This window comes from Plastoroseomonas arctica (assembly GCF_018128965.1).
GTDB lineage: Bacteria > Pseudomonadota > Alphaproteobacteria > Acetobacterales > Acetobacteraceae > Plastoroseomonas > Plastoroseomonas arctica.
On sequence record NZ_JAAEDH010000003.1, the window covers coordinates 22,777 to 37,673 of the forward strand.

Annotated in this window: 12 protein-coding genes; 8 read left to right on the forward strand and 4 right to left on the reverse strand. The window is 72.1% G+C overall.

Going from position 1 to position 14,897, the window contains the following annotated elements; translation table 11 throughout:
• Positions 1-97 precede the first annotated feature (97 nt).
• Entirely contained in the window at positions 98-730 is a 633-nt protein-coding gene (locus tag GXW79_RS04240; protein WP_211873102.1) for an MlaC/ttg2D family ABC transporter substrate-binding protein, read from the reverse strand.
• Between the two features lie 11 nt (positions 731-741).
• Positions 742-1,533: an MlaA family lipoprotein gene (locus GXW79_RS04245; RefSeq protein ID WP_211873103.1), complete on the reverse strand. Its 792-nt coding sequence runs from the start codon at positions 1,531-1,533 to the stop codon at positions 742-744.
• Between the two features lie 128 nt (positions 1,534-1,661).
• Here GXW79_RS04245 and metF point away from each other — a divergent pair, with 128 nt between their 5' ends.
• The gene (gene metF, locus GXW79_RS04250; protein ID WP_211873104.1) at positions 1,662-2,600 is read left to right on the forward strand and encodes a methylenetetrahydrofolate reductase; all 939 of its coding nucleotides are present in this window, start codon (positions 1,662-1,664) and stop codon (positions 2,598-2,600) included.
• 305 nt (positions 2,601-2,905) lie between these two features.
• Here metF and GXW79_RS04255 read toward each other — a convergent pair whose 3' ends face one another.
• Together GXW79_RS04255 and GXW79_RS04260 are read right to left on the reverse strand one after the other, a co-directional pair.
• Positions 2,906-3,487: a DUF4337 domain-containing protein gene (locus tag GXW79_RS04255; RefSeq protein WP_211873105.1), complete on the reverse strand. Its 582-nt coding sequence runs from the start codon at positions 3,485-3,487 to the stop codon at positions 2,906-2,908.
• Positions 3,488-3,579: 92 nt separating this feature from the next.
• The gene (locus GXW79_RS04260) at positions 3,580-4,593 is read right to left on the reverse strand and encodes an NAD(P)/FAD-dependent oxidoreductase (RefSeq protein WP_211873106.1); all 1,014 of its coding nucleotides are present in this window, start codon (positions 4,591-4,593) and stop codon (positions 3,580-3,582) included.
• A 102-nt stretch (positions 4,594-4,695) separates the two neighbouring features.
• Here GXW79_RS04260 and tsaE point away from each other — a divergent pair, with 102 nt between their 5' ends.
• The 7 genes from tsaE (at position 4,696) to GXW79_RS04295 (ending at position 14,826) form a co-directional block, all read left to right on the forward strand.
• Positions 4,696-5,121: a tRNA (adenosine(37)-N6)-threonylcarbamoyltransferase complex ATPase subunit type 1 TsaE gene (gene tsaE / locus GXW79_RS04265; RefSeq protein WP_211873107.1), complete on the forward strand. Its 426-nt coding sequence runs from the start codon at positions 4,696-4,698 to the stop codon at positions 5,119-5,121.
• On the forward strand, positions 5,118-6,098 hold the full coding sequence (locus GXW79_RS04270) for an aminoglycoside phosphotransferase family protein (protein ID WP_367614801.1): 981 nt from the start codon (positions 5,118-5,120) through the stop codon (positions 6,096-6,098). The genes tsaE and GXW79_RS04270 overlap by 4 nt, the downstream gene beginning before the upstream one ends.
• Positions 6,095-6,823 carry a nucleotidyltransferase family protein gene (locus GXW79_RS04275; protein ID WP_211873108.1) on the forward strand — a complete coding sequence of 243 codons (729 nt, stop codon included), beginning with the start codon at positions 6,095-6,097 and terminating at the stop codon, positions 6,821-6,823. The genes GXW79_RS04270 and GXW79_RS04275 overlap by 4 nt, the downstream gene beginning before the upstream one ends.
• Positions 6,823-9,879: a double-strand break repair protein AddB gene (addB, locus tag GXW79_RS04280; protein ID WP_211873109.1), complete on the forward strand. Its 3,057-nt coding sequence runs from the start codon at positions 6,823-6,825 to the stop codon at positions 9,877-9,879. The genes GXW79_RS04275 and addB overlap by 1 nt, the downstream gene beginning before the upstream one ends.
• Complete coding sequence (addA, locus tag GXW79_RS04285; protein ID WP_211873110.1) at positions 9,876-13,271, forward strand: double-strand break repair helicase AddA; 3,396 nt, start codon at positions 9,876-9,878, stop codon at positions 13,269-13,271. Before addB ends, addA begins: the two co-directional genes overlap by 4 nt.
• Positions 13,272-13,339: 68 nt before the next feature.
• On the forward strand, positions 13,340-13,669 hold the full coding sequence (trxA, locus tag GXW79_RS04290; RefSeq protein WP_211873111.1) for a thioredoxin TrxA: 330 nt from the start codon (positions 13,340-13,342) through the stop codon (positions 13,667-13,669).
• 41 nt (positions 13,670-13,710) lie between these two features.
• On the forward strand, positions 13,711-14,826 hold the full coding sequence (locus GXW79_RS04295; protein WP_211873112.1) for a PQQ-dependent sugar dehydrogenase: 1,116 nt from the start codon (positions 13,711-13,713) through the stop codon (positions 14,824-14,826).
• The last annotated feature ends 71 nt before the right edge of the window (positions 14,827-14,897 follow it).

A 14,897-nucleotide genomic window follows, 5' to 3' on the forward strand; every position in this document is an offset into this window, starting at 1 on the left:
CGCCGCCGCAAACTCGGCGCGCCCTGAATACCCAGGCCAATAGATAAAAATAAAAGAATGGGGTCCCCGGGGAAATTCTTTTCCCCGGCGCTTTCTTCTACCGCCCCTCGCGCGCCGCCAGCTGCGCGATCTGCTGCTGCATCGCCGTCAGCAGCGCGCTCACCTGCCCGCCGTTGCGCTGGATGACCGAGGAGTATTCGCTCCGCGTCGTCAGCCGCATCGAGGTCCCCTCGGCGATCACGTCCACAACCTTGGGCTGCCCGCCGACTTCCGCCACGCGCCAGTCGAGTGCGAAGGAGGCGCTGTTCGGCCGGTCCACCTGGGTGGTGACCAGCACGTCCTCCTCGGAGCGCTGCTGGGTACGGCCGACGGTGAAGCGCACCCCCTGGTACTCGCCGAAGCGGGCCGAGAGGTTGCGGATGATGATCTCGTCGAACAGCTGCAGATACTGGCGCTGCTCGGCCTCGCTGGCCTGGCGCCAGTAGCGGCCCAGGATGAAGCGCCCGGTGCCCTCGATGTCGATGGCGCGGCGCAGCACCGCGGCCACGCGCTCACGCCGCTGGGTGGCGGTGCCGGCGGTGGAGTTGAGCTGCGCGACCAGGTCGCGGCCGGCCGATTCGATGAAGGCGGTGGCCCGCGCGGGGTCGATCTCGGCCTGCGCGGGGCTGATCGCTGTGCACAGGCCAAGCCCGGCGGCACCGAGCACGAGGTTGCGGCGAAGGGTCGTCATGAGGGTCAATCCTAGCGAAGCGGGACGGTGAGCCCGAAGCCGCGGCCCACGCCGGAGCCGGTGTTCTGGCCCTGGCCCCGCTGCGGTTCCTGGTTTCGGATGGCGGCGTTGCGGCGCTGCCGGTAGCCGGAGCGGAAGGTGGCGTAGGGATCCATCGAACCTTCCCGAACGGGCGTGACGGTGGCGATCAGAGCTTCGCGCACATCAACCACGGTGAGGCCGGTGCGGGTGTAGTTCAGCGCATCGACCACCACGCCCTGACCGAAATAGGTGAGTGGGTCGGCGGCGAAATCCACCGCCGTGCCGAAAAGGTCCCGTGGATTTGATGGCCCCAGGATGGGGACGAACAGGAACGGTCCCTCGCCCACGCCCCAGACAGCGAGCGTCTGGCCGAAATCCTCGAAATGGCCGGGCACCCCCCAATCCTCGCTGACATCGAGGATGCCGGCGATGCCGAGCGTGGAGTTCACCATGAAGCGGCCGAGCGTGATGCGGGCGCGCTCGCCGTCGCCCTGCAGCAGGTCGTTGAGCAGGACCACCGGCGTGCGCAAATTCGCGAGCACGTTGCGGATGGACAGGCGCACCGGCTCGGGCACCACGTAGCGGTAGCCGCGCGCGGCGGGCTCCAGCACGGCCTGGTCGATGGCGTCGTGCACCGCGTAGGAGACGCGGTTGGCCGGCTCCAGCGGATCGTTGTTCTGCTCGTACTCGGCGACGGCCTCCGGATCGGATGGGTCGGGGCGAGTGGCGCAGGCGCCAAGGGTGAGGAGGGCGGTCACCGCCAGGGCATGTGTAAAGCGCATGGCGCAGCGTTAGCAGTTTTCCGCGGAAAAAGAATGTATCGTCGCGTTTCACCGGGTACCGGTCTTGTCACTTCAGCGTTGAGGCGTCAGTTACCGGGCCCGAACTCCCGCAGCCGCCGGACATTTCCATGGATCTCCCAAGCCACGACCAAGCCGCCGGCACGCTGCAACGCTGGCTCACCGGGCCGCGCATCGCCGGCCTGCCGAACCTCGCGGAACTGCCCGCGCCGCGGCTGTCCTTCGAATTCTTCCCGCCCAAGACCGACAAGCTGGAAGAACAGCTCTGGGCCTGCATCCGGCGGCTGGAGCCGCTGGCACCCGAGTTCGTCTCCGTCACCTATGGCGCCGGCGGCACCACACAGGAACGCACCCACGCCACCGTCGCCCGCATCGTCGCCGAGACCTCGCTGACGCCGGCCGCGCACCTCACCTGCGTGGGCGCAACCGAGGCCGAGGTCGAGGAGGTGGCCCGCCGCTACTGGGCCGATGGCGTGCGGCATATCGTCGCGCTCCGCGGCGACGCGCCCTCGGGCCAGGCCACCTACGAGCCCCACCCCGGCGGTTTCGCCTACGCCGCCGACCTGGTGCGCGGCCTCAAGCGAATCGCCGACTTCGAGATCTCCGTCGCCGCCTACCCCGAGAGCCACCCGACCGCCGCCTCCGCCCAGCACGACCTCGACAACCTCAAGCGCAAGATCGACGCCGGGGCGACCCGCGCCATCACCCAGTACTTCTTCGATACCGACACCTACCTTCGCTTTCTCGACCGCTGCGGCGCAGCCGGCATCACCGTGCCCGTGGTGCCAGGCATTCTGCCGGTGACGAACTTCGCCCAGGTCGTGAAGTTCTCCGCCATGTGCGGGACCAACGTGCCCGCCTGGATGGCACGCCTGTTCGAAGGCCTGGACGAAGATGCCGATACCCGCCGCATGGTCGCGACGGTCGTCGCCGCGGAACAAGTCCGCCTGCTCCAGGCCAACGGCGTGGACGAATTCCACTTCTACACGCTGAACCGGCCGGACCTGGTCTACGCGATCGCACACCTGCTCGGCGCGCGGGCGAAGTAAGGCCAGGGGCTCCGCTTCTGGAACCTGCCAGGGTGAAACGTGTGCGTTTCACGGCGATCCTGGACCTCCATCTGTAGGTTCTTGGGATGGGGGAGTGGCTTTAGGTGTGCTGGAGGCGAGCCGGGTTGGGGAGGGGGCGCGTGGTGCGCGCTCCGCCGAAGGGAGTTCCCCTGACGCGCCCCCTTCCCAACCCGGCGCTTCAAGCAATCCCAACCCGTCCCCATCCAAGAGCCAACACATGCAGGGGCCGGGGGATCGGCGCGATCCCCGGCGGGGGTCGAGGGGGCGGAGCCCCCCGCCTTGCTTCAGTGCCCGCCGCCAAACAGGTGCACCGCCTCGGGCGCGAAGAAGCCGATGCCCGTCAGGGCGATCCCGGCCACGCCCAGGATGCCGCCCAGGATGGTGAGCAGTGGCACGGAGGTCACGATGGCGGCCGAGGCCAACACGATGGCCACCTGGAAGGCGGCGGAGCCGACCTCGTAGTGGTGGTAGGCGGCCATGGAGCGATCGCGGATGGTTTCGGCGCCGCGGGCGCGGGCTGCCAGTTCGCGGCGGCCTTCGCCTGTGGCGGGTTCGCTTTCCCAGCGGGTGGCGGATTCGCGCCAGGTGTCGATCTGGCGGGTGAGGGCGGTGCGCCGGGCTTCATCCGCGGCGAGGAGTTCGAGGGCGGTCTGCTCGGCGGCGGTGCGCACGGTGGTCTGGCGGATGGTGCGCGCCTGGAAGAAGGCCCAGAGGTTGGCGGCCTCGATGTTGCGGGTGAGGGCCTCGGTCTGCGCGGCCTTCGCGCCGGTTTCGGCGAGGGCGAGGAACAGGGCGAGGATCGCGATGAGCAGGGCGGTGCCCTTGTTGCCGCCGCCGTGGTCGGCGCCGTGTCCGTGACCAGCCATGATGTGCGTCTCCCGATTGCGTGAGGGCGCCCCTAGCGGGGTGGGGCGGTGTTGTCCACCGCGCTCAGACAATCATCCGCGGATTGGCGCGCCTAGGCGGCGACTCCCTTGCTGGTCGAGTATTCGAAGTGCAGCGCCTGGCCGGGGAAGACTCGCGGGTGGATGGCGTGGGCGGCCATCGCGGCTTCGGAAAAACCCTGCAGGATCAGCTTGAGCTTGCCGGGGTAGCTGGCGATGTCGCCGACCGCGTAGATGCCGGGGACGGAGGTTTCGCAGGTGGCGGGGGTGATGGCGACGTGGTGGCGTTCGAGTGCCAGGCCCCAATCCGCGATGGGGCCGAGCTCCATCGACAGGCCGAAGAAGGCCAGCAGGTGGTCGGCCTCGACCAGCTTCTCCTCGCCTTTCAGTGTCGCGAGCACCACGCCGGTGAGGCGCTGTCCGTCGCCGGCCAGGCCATGCAGCTGGTAGGGAATGGCGAGCTCGATCTCGCCGCGTTCGGCGGCCGCGCTGAGCTGCGCTGCGGTCTCCGGCGATGCGCGGAACTTGTCGCGCCGGTGCACCACGGTGACGCGCGCGGCCACGTCCTTGAGGCTGAGCGCCCAATCCACCGCGCTGTCGCCGCCGCCCGCGATCACCACCCGCTTGCCGACGAATTCGGCGCGTTTCGCCACCATGTACCGCACGCCGCCCGAGGCTTCGTAGGTGGCGAGGTTGTCGAGAGGGGGCCGGTTCGGTCCGAACGCGCCTGCGCCGGCCGCGATGATGACCGCACTTGCGGTGATGCTGTCCCCGGCCGAGGTGGTGAGGATGAAGCTCTCGCCGTCGGCGCGCAGCGCCTCGACCCGGCGGGCGAGGAGGTAGGTGGGGGAAAACGGCGCCGCCTGCGCTTCGAGCTGGTGGATCAGCGTCGCCGCCTCAATGCGCGGATGGGCGGGGATGTCGAAGATAGGCTTTTCCGGATACAGCGCGCTGCATTGGCCGCCGATCGCCTCGAGCGTGTCGATCACGACGCAGCGCATCTTCAGCATGCCGCATTCGAAGACGGCAAAGAGGCCGGCGGGCCCGGCGCCGATGATGGCGATGTCGGTGGCAATGGTCTGGGCCATGATGCTCCCTGAGGGCGAAGTCCGCTCGAGGTCTCGCCCGATCGGTATGGATGCGCCGCGGGGGTGTGATAGAGGACGCCGCGGCAGGGAGCAAAGCCTGGGGTGCGATTGCAACTGGTCAACCTGGCGGCGACCGAGGCGCTGGCGGCGCGGATCGCGGCGCGGCTGGCGCCGGGCGATGCGGTGCTGCTGGAAGGCCCGCTCGGGGCCGGGAAAAGCGCATTTGCGCGGGCCCTGCTGCGCGCGCTGGCCGGGGACCCGGCGCTGGAGGTGCCGAGCCCGACGTTCACGCTGGTCCAGAGCTATGGCGACGTCCATCACTTCGACCTCTATCGCCTCTCCGGCCCGGCGGAGATGGGCGAGCTCGGCTGGGACGAGGCGCGGGAGGGGATCGTGATCGTGGAATGGCCTGAAAGGCTGGGTGCACTGGCGCCGAAGGGCGCGCTGCGCATCTGCCTCGCCTATGGCGCCAGCGTGGACCAGCGCGAGGCGGAGCTTTCCGGCTGGGACGAGGCGCGGCTCGCGTGACGGACGCCTTCCTCGATGCGCACGGGTTCGGCGCCGCCGCGCGCGCGGCGCTGCCGGGCGATGCCAGCGGGCGGCGCTACACCCGTCTGCTCGGCGGGCCGGACCCGGCGCTGCTGATGGAGAGCCCCGAGCCGGTGGCACCCTTCGTCGCGGTGGCGCGGCACATCGCGTCATTGGGCCTTTCGGCACCGCGCATCCTCGCCGAGGATGCGGCGCAGGGCCTGCTGCTGATCGAGGATTTCGGCGACGCGACGCATGCCGCGCTGCTCGACGCCGACGCGGTGCCGGGGGCGCTCTATGCCGAAGCCGTGGCGGCGCTGGCCGTGCTGCACGAAGCCCCGCCACACGCGGGCCTGCCCGCCTGGGATGCCGCCGCGATGGCGCGCGCGACCGCGGCGACCTTCCTTGACTGGTGGTGGCCGGAGGCGCTGGGCCGCCCGCCCTCCACGGCGCAGCGCGCCGGGCTGGACCAGGCGCTGCACGCCGTGCTGGCGCCGTTCGCCGCCCAGGGCTTCGTCCACCGCGACTACTTCCCGGCCAATCTGATGCGGCTGGAGGACCGGGACGGCGCCCGGCGCTGCGGCATCATCGATTTCCAGGACGCGGCCCTCGGCCACCCGGCCTATGACCTGGTCTCGCTGCTCGAGGATGCGCGGCGCGACGTCGCACCCGGGCTGCGCGCGGCGATGGTGGGCGAATACCTGGCACGGCGGCGGGGGCTGGATCAGGCGGATTTCCGCGCCGCGATGGCGGTTTGCGCGGCGCAGCGGCACCTGCGCGTCGCAGCACTTTGGGTGCGGCTCGACCGGCGCGACGGCAAGCCGCATTATCTCGTCCACGGCCCGCGCTGCTGGGCCTTGCTGGAGGCCGCGCTGGCGCACCCCGCCACGCGCCCGCTGCGGGAATTTCTGGACGCGCATGTGCCGCGCGAACGGCGGGGCAACCCGGCCGGCGCGGCGGAGAGGGACGAGGCATGATCACCTTGACGCACGCGATGGTCCTGGCGGCGGGCTTGGGCACGCGGATGCGGCCGCTGACCGACGAGCGCCCCAAGCCGCTGCTGCCCCTGGGCGGCCGATCGCTGCTCGACCACGCGCTCGACCGGCTCGACGAGGCCGGCGTGCGGCAAGCCGTGGTCAACGCGCATTGGCGCGGCGCGCAGATCGCCCCCGCCGTCGAGGGCCGCGCCACGCCGGCGATCACGGTCCGCCATGAGGATGTGCTGCTGGAGACCGGCGGCGGCGTCGCGGCCGCGCTGCCGCTGCTGGGCGATGGCCCCTTCGCGGTGGTGAACGGCGACGCCTTCTGGCTGAACGGCCCGTCCCCGGCGCTGTCGCGCCTCGCCGCCGCTTTCGACGACGACGCGATGGACGCGCTGCTGCTGGTGGTCCGCACCGCGCAGGTGGAGGGCGAGGTCGGGCGCGGCGATTTCCTGCTCGACCCGCTCGGCCACGCAAGGCGGCCGAAGGAACACGAGATGGCGCCCTATCTGTTCGGCGGCGTGCAGATCCTCTCGCCGCGGCTGTTCGCGCAGGTGCCCGAGGGGCCGTTCAGCCTGAACCTGCTCTATGACCGCGCCATCGAGGCCGGGCGGCTGTTCGGCCTGGTCCATGACGGCGTGTGGTTCCATTTGTCGACGCCGCGCGATCTCAAGCGCGCCGAGCTCGCGCTGCGCACCGGCCTCGCCCGCGCGCCCTTTTGATGCGGCCCCCCCCGGTCTTCGACATCCCGGCCGAACGGCCGTTCCTCGATACGCTCGCCGCCGGCATTTTGACGCGCGCGACCGACCCTGAGACGTTGGCGCGCACGACGATCCTTCTCCCCACCCGGCGTTCGGCGCGGGCACTGCGGGAGGCGTTCCTGCGCGCCGGCGAGGGCCGCGCGATGCTGCTGCCGCGCATGCGCGCGCTCGCCGGCCTGTCCACAGAGGATGCCGACGATCTCGCCCTGCCCGCCCTGCTCGACCTGCCGGCGGCGGTGGAGCCGCTGGTGCGCCAGGCCGTGCTCACCGGCTTCGTGCGGCAGCGCCCGCCGCGCCATGGCGGGCCGGCGGTCGCCGAGCAGGCCTGGGCGCTGGCTGGCGAACTCGCCCGCCTGTTCGACGAGATCGCGCTGGAGGAGCGCGACATGGCGCTGCTCGCGCGCCCGGGCGAGGCCTTCGCGGAAGAATGGCTCGCGCGGCTGAAGGCGCTGGTGCCGGAGACGCATGCGCGGCACTGGGAGATCACGCTGATCTTCCTCCGCGGCATCGTCGCGGACTGGAACGCCTGGCTGCAGGAGAACGGGTTGATCGATATCGGCGTGCGCCGCGTGCGCGCGCTGCTGGCGCAGGCCGAGGCGTGGCGCGCGGATCCGCCGACGCACCCGATCATCGCCGCCGGCATCGGCATCGGCGGCACCGTGCCGGCCGCCGTCGCGCTGCTCGGCGCCATCCTCACGCTGCCCCACGGCGCGGTGGTGCTGCACGGCATCGACCAGGCCAGCGCGGGCGCGGTCTGGGGCGAGATCGCGAAGGCGCCGACGCACCCCTTCTCGAGCCAGGTGCTGCTGCTCGACGCGCTCGGCATCGCGCGCGCCGACGTTGCGCCGTGGCCGGCGCCGGATGGCGCGCGGAAGGTGCCCGCGCGGCGTGCCGAGCTCATCGGCATGGCCCTGCGGCCGCCCGCGGGCACCGCGGCCTGGACACGACCCGACCCCATCCACTGGCGCGACGGCCTCGGCGGCCTCTCCCTCCTCGCCGCGCCCGAGCCGGGGGCCGAGGCGGACGCCATCGCGCTGCTGCTGCGCGAGACGCTGGAGGTGAAGGGCGCCCGCGCCGCGCTGGTGACACCCGACCGCGACCTCGCGCGCCGCGTCTCGGCTGCCCTCGTGCGGCACGGCATCACCGCCGATGACAGCGCCGGCGAGCCGTTTGGCGAAACGCCGGCCGGCGGTTTCCTGCGCCTGCTGGTGCGGGCTGTCGCGGAGGGCTTCGCGCCGGTGCCGCTGCTGGCACTCGCAAAACACCCGCTGGCGGCGGCGGGGATGGATCGCTTCGCCTGGCTCTCCGCCTGGCGGGCGCTGGAACGCGCCGCACTGCGCGGCCCGCGCCCTGCCGCCGGGCTCGACGCGCTCCGCGAAGCCGCGCGCGCGGGGATGCGGCGCGAGTCCCAGGTCGAGGTGCTGGCCCGCGTGCTCGGCGCCGTCGATGCGCTGGCCACGGCGCTCGGCCCGCTGCCCGCGCTGATGGCAGGGGAGGCCGATCCCGCCGCCCTGCTCGATGCGGTGATGGCGGCGGCCGAGGCGCTCGCCGCCACCGACGCGCAGGAAGGCGGCTTGCGCCTCTATGCCGGCGCGGAGGGTGAGCCTCTTGCGCTGCACGTTGCCGCCATGGCGGAGGGCTTCGCGCATTTGCCATCCCTGCCGCCCGCGCAATTCCCTGGCCTGTTCGAGGCGGCACTCGCCCAGGGTGTCGCGCGCAGCGGCCGTGCCAGCCGCGGGCGCACCGGCGCGCCGCATCCGCGCGTCGAAATCCTGGGCCTGCTGGAAGCCCGGCTGCTGAGCTTCGACCGCGTCGTGCTCGGCGCGTTGGACGAATCCATCTGGCCGCTCGCGACCGACCCCGGCCCCTGGATGAGCCGGCCGATGCGCCGCGAATTCGGGCTGCCCGAGCCCGAGGCACGGATCGGGCGCGTCGCCGCGGATTTCCTGCTCACCGCCTGCGCCGCCCCCGAGGCGGTTCTGACGCGCTCCATCAAGCGCGGCGGGGCGCCGACCGTGCCGGCGCGCTGGCTGGTGCGGCTGGAGACCTTCCTGCGCGGGCAGGGCCTGCGGCTGGAACCCAGCGAGGCGGCCGGCTGGGCGCAGGCGCTCGACGCCGCGCCGATCGTCACCCCCTGCGCGCGCCCGGCGCCGAACCCGCCGCTCGACGCGCGGCCGCTGGTGATCTCGCTTTCGGATGTCGCGACGCTGCTGGCGGACCCTTACGCGCTCTATGCCAAGCGCGTGCTGAAGTTGCAGCGCCTCGACGCGCTCGACGCCGATATCGGCGGCCCCGACTATGGCGAGCTGGTGCACGCCGCGATGGCGCGCTTCATCCGCGCGCTGGACGCCGAGGGCTGGACGCACGTCGCCCGCGCGCGCGCGCTGTTCGACACGGCGATGGAGGATGCGCTCGCCGAGCACGGCCCGCGGCCCGCCTATGCCGCATTCTGGCGCCCGCGCCTGCGCCGCATCGGCGATTTCGCCATCGCCGAGGAAGCGCGCGCACGGGCGGACATCCTGCGTAGCCATGTCGAGATCGATGGCCGCATGGTGCTGGCCGAAAGCGCGGATCGCGCCATCGAACTGACCGCGCGCGCCGACCGCATCGACGTGCTGCGCGACGGCACGCTGTCCGTCCTCGACTACAAGACCGGGCAGTTGCCGAAGAAGACCGAGCCCGAGAACGGCGCCGCGCCGCAGCTGCCGCTGGAAGCCTTCATGGCGATCGACGGCGCCTTCCGCGGCCTGGCCGCCGGCGCGGTCTCGCTGCTCGCCTATTGGCGCCTCTCGGGCGGCGAGCCGCCGGGCGAGGCCGGCACCGTGCGCCAGGGAGCCGAGGCGGTGCAGACCCTCGCCTTCGCCAATGCCGATGCCGCCGCCGCGCTGGTCGGTCGTTACCTCCTGGAACGGCGCCCCTTCACCGCGCGCCCGCACCCGCTGCGTGCGGCGCGCGGTGGCGAGTATGACCATCTCTCGCGCATCGCCGAATGGGCCGGCGCGGAGGATGGCGAATGAGCGAGACGCGCACCAAGGCGGAGGCCGACCAGCGCAGCGCCAGCGACCCCGCGATCTCCGCCTGGGTCGGCGCCTCGGCGGGGTCGGGCAAGACGCGGGTGCTGACCGACCGCGTGCTGCGCCTGCTGCTCGACCCGCTGCAGAAGCCGCAGGGCATCCTGTGCCTCACCTTCACCAAGGCGGCGGCGGCGGAGATGGCGAACCGCCTGGCGCGCGCCCTTGGTGAATGGGCGGTGGCCGACGATGCGGCGCTGGATGCGCGCATCCGGAAACTCACCGGCGTGGCGCCCGATACGGCGGTGCGTGACCATGCGCGGCGGCTCTTTGCGAGCGTGCTGGACCTGCCCGGCGGCATGCGTATCAGCACCATCCACGCCTTCTGCCAGTCGCTGCTGCGCGGCTTCCCGCTCGAGGCCGGGCTCACGCCGCAATTCTCGGTGGCCGAGGATCGCGACGCGCTCGCGATGCTGGCCGAGGCGCGCGAGGCGGTGCTGGGCGAGGCGGGCAATACCGAGGCGATGGAGGCGCTGGCCGCCCTCACACCGCCCACGGCGTTTGCGGAATTGGTGCGCGCGCTGAACAATGACCGCGCCGCACTCGCGGCCGCGATGCCGGCCGGGCAGGAGGATGCGCTGGTCGCGCGCCTCACGCGGCGCCTGGGCCTGCATGCGGACGAGGATGAGGCGGGGCTGATCGCCGCCGCCGTCGCCCACGTGCCGGAGATGGGCGTGACGGCGACCTTGCTCGCCAACAGCAAGTCGGAATCCGACCGGGATCGCGGTGCCCGCCTGCGCGCCTGGCTTGCGTTGGACGCGGAGGCGCGGGCCGCCGCCTGGGCGGATTGGTGCGGCATCTTCCTCACCAACGAGGAGACCGCCTATGCCGACCGCAACCTCGCGACCAAGGGCGGTCTGGGCGTTGCCCAGGGCGAGGTCCTGGAGGCGATGCGCGCCGAGGCGGAACGCGTCGCCGCCATCGCCGAGCGCCGCCGCGCGCTGCGCCTGCTCGCCGCGACGCGCGCGCTGCTGACCCTGGCCTCGCCGGTGATCGCGGCCTATGCCGCGCGCAAATCCGGCCGCGGCATGCTCGACTACGACGACCTCATCGACAAGGCGCGCGCGGTGCTGCGCGACCCCGGCAGTGCGTGGGTGCTGTTCAAGCTCGATGGCGGGCTGGACCACGTGCTGCTCGACGAGGCGCAGGATTCCAACGCCGCGCAATGGGGCATCGCCCGCGCGCTGACCGAGGAATTCTTCGCCGGCGACGGTGCGCGCGAACGCCCCCGCAGCGTCTTCGCGGTGGGCGACGTGAAGCAATCCATCTACGGCTTCCAGGGTGCGGATCCGGAGGGATTTGCTCGTGAGCGCGAGTTCTTCGCCGCCGCGGCGAAGGAGGCGGGCCAGCAATTCCGCCGCGTGCCGCTGAACGTGTCGTTCCGCTCGACGGCCCCCGTGCTCGACTTGGTCGACGCGGTCTTCGCCGGCGCCGAGGCTCAGCCCGGCGTGGTCGAGCCGGGCGAGCCGCCGCTCAAGCATTTCGCCGACCGCGCCGGGCAGGCGGGCATGGTCGAGCTGTGGCCGCCTGAGGAAGACCCGGGCGACCTGCCGCCCGAGCCCTGGCTGGTGCCGGAAGCGCCCATCGCCACCACCGGCAGCGCCGATGCGCGGCTCGCCGTGAAGATCGCCGAGACCATCCGCGACTGGGTCAAGAACGGCGAGATGCTGCCCGCGCGCGGCCGGCCCATCCGCTACGGCGACGTGCTGGTGCTGGTGCGCAAGCGCTCCGGCGCCTTCATCCCCACGCTCGTGCGCACGCTGAAGGAGATGCACGTCGCGGTCGGCGGGCTCGACCGGCTGGTGCTGGTCGACCAGATCGCGGTGCAGGACCTGCTGGCACTCGCCGATGCGATGCTGCTGCCCGAGGATGACCTCGCCCTCGCCGCCGCGCTGAAAAGCCCGGTCTTCGGGCTCGGCGAGGACGATCTCTACGCCCTTGCTCATGGCCGCACGGGCAGCCTGGCATCGGCCCTCGCCAAGCATCGCGCCGGCGCCAGCGCGCTCGGCCGTGCGGCGGACCTGTTTGCCCATATCGCCCTGCGCGCCGATTTCACCGGGCCGCACACGCTGTTCGCCGAAGTGCTCGGCGAGCATGGCGGGCGCGCTCGGCTGCTCGCCCGCCTTGGCCCCGACGCGGCCGACGCCATCGATGAATTTCTCGGGACCGCTCTCGCCCATGAGCGCGCGCATCCGCCCAGCCTGCAGCTCTTCGTCCAATGGCTGCGCCAGGGCGGGGCAACGGTGAAGCGCGAGCAGGATGCGGGCCTGGACCAGGTGCGCATCATGACGGTGCACAACGCGAAGGGCCTGCAGGCGCCCATCGTGATCCTGCCCGACACGATCGGGCCCGGTGCGACCGATCGCGGTGTGCGCTGGGGCAAGGACGCCGACGGCACCGACCTGCCGTTCTGGGCCCCGAACGCGACCTTCCACGTGCCGCCCTACCGAGACCTGCTCGACGCCGAGAAGGCCGCCGCGGCGCGCGAATCGCATCGCCTGCTCTACGTCGCGCTGACCCGGGCCGAGGACCGGCTGCTGGTCGCCGGCTGGCAGGGCCGGAACCGGCCCCAGGGCTGCTGGTACGACCTGATTGCCGAGGGCTTCGCGCGCCTGGACGGGGCCGAGGCGATGCCCGATGGGCGGATGCGCGTCGCCGCGCCGCAAACCGAACCGCCGCGCCTCGAAGCAGCCTCGGCGCTGGCGCCGTCGGTCGCGCTGCCGGACTGGGCGATGCGCCCGGCGCCGGCCGAAGGCACCGAGGCCGCACTATCGCCCTCCGCCCTGCCCGGCGAAGAGGAGGGGGCGGCGGCCAATCCGCGCCCGGTCGGCGACCCGACCGGCCAGCGCTTCCGGCGCGGACGGCTGGTCCATGCGCTGCTGCAGCACCTGCCCGAACAGCGCCCCGAACGGTGGGAGGCGACGGCGCGGCGCTACCTCGCCCGGGCCGGCGCGGGCCTCGGCGCCGAAGCCCAGGCGGAGGTCGCGGCCGAGGTGCTCGCCCTGCTGCGTCACCCGGATTGCGCCGCCGCCTTCGCGCCGGGCAGCCTGGCGGAGGCGCCGCTCGCGGGGCGCGTGCGCGGGCGGCTGATCGCGGGCCAGGTGGACCGCATCGTGGTCACGCCCGAGCGCATCCTGGTGGTGGACTTCAAGACCAACCGCCCGCCGCCGGCACGCGACCAGGACGTGGCACCGCTGTACCTGCGCCAGATGGCCGCCTACCGCGCCCTGCTGCGCGCCGCCTATCCGGGGCGGGAGGTCGCCTGCGTGCTGATCTGGACGTATGGCGCGCAGATCATGGTCCTGCCCTCAGCCATGCTGGACGCGCATGAACCTTGACCGCGGGACATCGCGTCCCGATTTTGCGATGATGCGGGGCAGCCAGCCCCACCCAGAGAGGCATCCCTATGTCCGAGAATACCGTCGCCGTGACCGATGAGAGCTTCAAGCAGGACGTGCTGGAAGCGGCCGGCCCTGTCCTCGTCGATTTCTGGGCCGAATGGTGCGGCCCCTGCCGCGCCGTGGGCCCCGCACTCGACGAGATTGCCAAGGAATTCGCGGGCAAGCTGATCGTCGCGAAGGTGAACATCGACGACAACCCCATCACGCCGAACGACTTCGCCGTGCGTGGCATCCCAACCATGATCCTGTTCAAGGACGGCAAGGCGGTCGAGACCAAGGTGGGCGCGATGCCGAAAAGCCAGCTGCGCGACTGGGTCGCCGGCGCCATCGCCTGAACCCGGTTGCCGGGGCGGCCTGCCGCCCCATCTCGCAGGGCATGCGATATATCCTCCTGCTTGCCCTGCTGCTGCCCGCCTGCGCCGGGGCGCAGCCCGCGGGCGTCGTCCAATCCGAACGGGCGCAGTTCCGCGTCACCACGCTGTTCCGCGGGTTGGAAAACCCCTGGGGCGGCGCCTTCCTGCCCGATGGCCGGCTGCTCGTCACGGAACGCCCCGGCCGGATGCGCCTGCTCGCGCCGGACGGCACGCTGTCGCGCCCGCTCGAGGGCGTGCCGGAGGTCGAGGCGCGTGGCCAGGGCGGGTTGCTCGACGTCGCCCTCGCGCCGGACTTTTCCGCCTCGCGCGAACTCTGGTTCTGCCAGGCGGCGCTGACCACGCAAGGCGCGCTGACGCGCTTCGTCCGTGCGCGCCTGAGCGCGGATGCGCGCGGGCTGGAGGCGGTCACCCCCGTGCTCGACGCGACGCCCGGCCAGTCCAGCGGGCGAAATCACTATGGCTGCCGCATTGCCTTCGCCGCCGATGGGCAGCACGTGTTCCTCTCCACCGGCGAGCGCTATGAGCGGGACCGCGCGCAGAAGCTGAACGACCTGGGCGGCAAGATCCTGCGCCTCACGCGCGAGGGGCGCATCCCGGCCGACAATCCCTTCGTCGGCCAAACCGGCGCGCGCGGCGAGATCTGGTCGCTCGGCCACCGCAACCCGCAAGGCCTCGCCGTCAACCCGGCCTCCGGGACGCTGTTCGAGGCGGAGTTCGGGGCGCGCGGCGGCGACGAAGTGAACGTCATCCAGCGCGGCCGCAACTACGGCTGGCCGCTAGTCACCAACAGCATCGACTATGATGGCAGCGTCATCTCGGACCGTCGCTCGGCGCCGGGGTTTGAGGACCCGCTGCGTGCCTGGACACCCTCGATCAACCCCTCCGGCGTCGCCTTCTACAACGGCGCGGCGATGCCGGGCTGGCGCGGCAGCCTGCTGATGGCGGGACTGAGCGGGCAACTCATCCGCCTGACCATCGAGAATGACCGGATCGCGGGCGAGGAAAGGCTCCTCCCGCGCATCGCGCGCTTCCGCCATGTGGTGGTCTCGCCGGAAGGGCGCGTGCACATCCTGACGGATGAGCGGGACGGGCGAGTGCTGCGGCTGGATCCGGCTTAGCCAAGATTGGGGGAAAAGAATTTCCCCCAGACCCCCATTCTTTTGTTTTTGGCTTTTTGGTGCGCGTTGAT

Coding starts and splice junctions, on each gene's coding strand:
- GXW79_RS04260 (WP_211873106.1), bottom strand. CDS start 4,593: ATGGCCCAGACCATTGCCACCGACATCGCCATCATCGGCGCCGGGCCC.
- GXW79_RS04255 (WP_211873105.1), bottom strand. CDS start 3,487: ATGGCTGGTCACGGACACGGCGCCGACCACGGCGGCGGCAACAAGGGC.
- metF (WP_211873104.1), top strand. CDS start 1,662: ATGGATCTCCCAAGCCACGACCAAGCCGCCGGCACGCTGCAACGCTGG.
- trxA (WP_211873111.1), top strand. CDS start 13,340: ATGTCCGAGAATACCGTCGCCGTGACCGATGAGAGCTTCAAGCAGGAC.
- GXW79_RS04275 (WP_211873108.1), top strand. CDS start 6,095: ATGATCACCTTGACGCACGCGATGGTCCTGGCGGCGGGCTTGGGCACG.
- addA (WP_211873110.1), top strand. CDS start 9,876: ATGAGCGAGACGCGCACCAAGGCGGAGGCCGACCAGCGCAGCGCCAGC.
- addB (WP_211873109.1), top strand. CDS start 6,823: ATGCGGCCCCCCCCGGTCTTCGACATCCCGGCCGAACGGCCGTTCCTC.
- GXW79_RS04245 (WP_211873103.1), bottom strand. CDS start 1,533: ATGCGCTTTACACATGCCCTGGCGGTGACCGCCCTCCTCACCCTTGGC.
- GXW79_RS04240 (WP_211873102.1), bottom strand. CDS start 730: ATGACGACCCTTCGCCGCAACCTCGTGCTCGGTGCCGCCGGGCTTGGC.
- GXW79_RS04295 (WP_211873112.1), top strand. CDS start 13,711: ATGCGATATATCCTCCTGCTTGCCCTGCTGCTGCCCGCCTGCGCCGGG.